Annotated in this window: 1 protein-coding gene and 1 pseudogene; both read left to right on the top strand. The window is 74.6% G+C overall.

The window, feature by feature from the left end:
* Window positions 1–127: 127 nt before the first annotated feature.
* Entirely contained in the window at window positions 128–1,783 is a 1,656-nt protein-coding gene (locus Q0195_RS10550; protein WP_299278103.1) for an AMP-binding protein, read from the top strand.
* Between the two features lie 115 nt (window positions 1,784–1,898).
* A pseudogene (locus Q0195_RS10545) lies at window positions 1,899–3,014 on the top strand (ABC transporter ATP-binding protein); the annotation flags it as partial.
* Window positions 3,015–3,211: the final 197 nt, after the last annotated feature.

Here is a 3,211-nt window from a genome sequence, read left to right as displayed (position 1 = left end):
CCGACCGCCGCGAGCACGCGTCCCGCGCGGTGGGCGGGTGAGCAGCGCCACCACGCGAACCTACGGCACCGTAAGTTACGCTGGGGGTCGGCGCCAGCACGTGGCGCCGGCTACAGAAGTGGGGCCCATGCCCGAACCACGTCCCTTCACGGTCCCCGAGCTGACCGTCCCCGACCTCCTCTCCGGCGCCGTCGCCACCGTCCCGGACAACGTCGCCCTCGACTTCCTCGGCGCCCCGACCACCTACCGCGAGCTCGCCGACGAGGTCGACCGCGCCGCGGCCCTGCTCTCCGCCGCCGGGGTGCGCGCCGGTGACCGGGTGGCCCTGGTCCTGCCCAACTGCCCCCAGCACGTCGTCGCGTTCTACGCGGTGCTGCGCCTCGGTGCGGTCGTGGCGGAGCACAACCCGCTCGCCTCCCCGGCCGAGCTGCGCGCCCAGCTCGACGCGCACGGCGCGCGCGTCGTCATCTGCTGGGAGCGGTCGCTCGACCGGGTCTGCCCGGACGGCGACCTCGGCGGCCGCACGGTGCTGTCCGTCGACCTCACCGCCGGCCTGCCGCTGCGCTCCCGGCTGCTCCTGCGTCTCCCGCTCCGCGCGGCCCGCGCCCAGCGGGCGGCCATGCGCGGCCCCGTCCCGCCCGGCGTCATCGGCTGGGAGCGCGAGCTACGCCGCATCCCCCCGCTGCGTGCCGCCCACCCCGGGCCCAAGCAGCACGACCCGGCCGTACTCCTCCACACCGGCGGCACCACCGGCACGCCCAAGGCCGTGGTCCTCACCCACCGTAACCTCGTCGCCAACGTCGCCCAGAACGCCTCCTGGGTCGCCGGGCTGCGGCACGGCGCGGAGGTCTTCTCCGCGGTGCTGCCCTTCTTCCACGCCTTCGGGCTCACCCTCTCCCTCACCACCGCCGTCCACCTCGGCGCCACCCAGGTGGTGCTGCCGCGGTTCGACACCGACATGGTGCTCGCCGCGATGCGCCGCCGGCCGGTCACCTTCTTCGGCGGGGTGCCCCCGATGTTCGCCCGCCTCGCGGCCGCCGCGAAGGAGCGCGGCCAGGACCTGGGCTCGGTGCGCTACGCCATCTCCGGTGCGATGGCGCTCGACGGCGTCGTCGCCGCCACCTGGGAGCGGCTCACCGGCGGGCTCATCATCGAGGGCTACGGCATGACCGAGACCTCGCCGGTGGCCCTGGGCAACCCGCTCGGCCCGGACCGCCGGCCCGGGGCCCTCGGCCTGCCGTTCCCCGGCACCGAGGTGCGCGTCGTCGACCCCGAGGAGCCCACCGTGGACGTCCCCGACGGTGAGGTGGGCGAGCTGCTCGTCCGCGGCCCGCAGGTCTTCGCGGGCTACTGGGCGGACGCGGCGGCCACCGCCGACGTCATGCTCGAGGGGGGCTGGCTGCGCACCGGCGACCTCGTGCGCCGCGACCGCGACGGCTTCGTCACCCTCGCCGACCGCCGCAAGGAGCTCATCATCTCCGGCGGGTTCAACGTCTACCCCTCCCAGGTCGAGGACGCCGTGCGGCCGATGCCCGGGGTTCGGGACGTCGCCGTCGTCGGGGTGCCCGACGGGCCGCGCGGCGAGCGTGTCGTCGCCGCGCTCGTGCTCGAGCCGGGGGCCGACGTCGACCTTGCCGCGGTGCGCCGGTGGGCGCAGGACCGGCTCTCGGCCTACGCCCTCCCACGCGCCGTCACCGTGCTCGACGAGCTGCCCCGCTCGCAGCTCGGGAAGGTGCTGCGCCGGGTGGTGCGCGAGCAGCTGCTGGCCGCCCAGCCCGCCTGACCCCGCCGGTCACGGCGCGCCCGCGCACGCCCTCCGCACGGGAGAAGTGACCACATCGAGACCCGGCCGGTGCTTCCCAACCGGTGCCCGGTCTGCTTATCGTGCTCGGCATGCCACCGTCCAGCGCCGCATCCTCGACCATCTCGACGGGCTGACCCGGGAGCGCAACGTCGCGGTGCTGCTCATCACCCACGACCTCGGGCTGGCCGCCGAGCGGGCCGAGCACCTCGTCGTCATGCGCCGCGGCCTGGTCGTCGAGTCCGGCCCGGCGCGGGAGATCCTCACCAACCCGCGCCACCCCTACACCCAGCGGCTCGTCGCGTCGGCGCCCTCGCTGGCCTCCCGCCGGATCCAGAGCGCCAAGGAGCACGGCGAGCAGGCCGAGGACCTCCTGGCCCACGCCGAGGACGTCGAGCGGGCCGCCCACATCGTCGAGGCGGAGCACCTCACCATGGAGTTCACCCTGCGCGGCGGCCTGCCGGGGCGGGGTGAGGTCTTCACCGCGGTGGACGACGTCTCCTTCGCCATCCCGCGCGGCTCGACGATGGCGCTGGTGGGGGAGTCGGGGTCGGGCAAGTCGACCGTCGCGAACATCCTCCTCAACCTCCTCGAGCCCACCGAGGGGCGGGTGGTGTTCGAGGGGACGGACGTCAGCGGGCTCTCCCGTGAGCAGCTCTTCGCGTTCCGGCGCCGGGTCCAGCCGATCTTCCAGAACCCCTACGGCTCGCTCGACCCGATGTACTCGATCTTCCGGACCATCGAGGAGCCGCTGCGCATCCACGGGATGGGGGACCGCAAGGCGCGGGCGGCCCGGGTGGCCGAGATGCTCGACCTCGTCGCGCTGCCGCGCTCGACCATGCGGCGCTACCCGGGTGAGCTGTCCGGCGGGCAGCGGCAGCGGGTGGCCATCGCGCGCGCCCTGGCGCTGGAGCCCTCGCTCGTCATCTGCGACGAGGCGGTCTCCGCGCTGGACGTGCTGGTCCAGGCGCAGGTGCTCACCCTGCTCAACGACCTGCAGAGCGAGCTCGGGCTGACCTACCTGTTCATCACCCACGACCTCGCCGTCGTGCGGCAGATCGCCGACACGGTGGCCGTGATGGAGAAGGGCCGGATCGTGGAGCAGGCGACCACCGACGAGGTGTTCGACAACCCGCAACAGCGCTACACCCAGGAGCTGCTCGCCGCGATCCCGGGGGCGGGGCTGGACTTCGTGCCCGACGTGCGGCACTGAGCGGGGCGGGCCGGTGCAGGCCGGCTGGCTCAGCCGTCCTGGCGCGCCGGCTCAGTCGCCCTGGCGTGCCGGCTCGGCCGTCCTGGCGCGCCGGCTCAGCCGTCCTGGCGTGCCGGCTCAGCCGCCCTGGCGTGCCTGCTGACGCCGGATGAGCTCCTCGACGGCGCTGGGCAGCGTCGTCTCGAAGTCGATGAGCT

This window comes from uncultured Georgenia sp., from assembly GCF_937958535.1.
Taxonomy (GTDB): Bacteria; Actinomycetota; Actinomycetes; order Actinomycetales; family Actinomycetaceae; genus Oceanitalea.
Note: the sequence above shows the minus strand (reverse complement) of the source record. Positions and strands in the feature narration are given on the sequence as shown.

What these genes read in the sequence shown, in the direction of transcription:
- Q0195_RS10550 (WP_299278103.1), top strand. Translation starts at nt 128, where the DNA reads ATGCCCGAACCACGTCCCTTCACGGTCCCCGAGCTGACCGTCCCCGAC.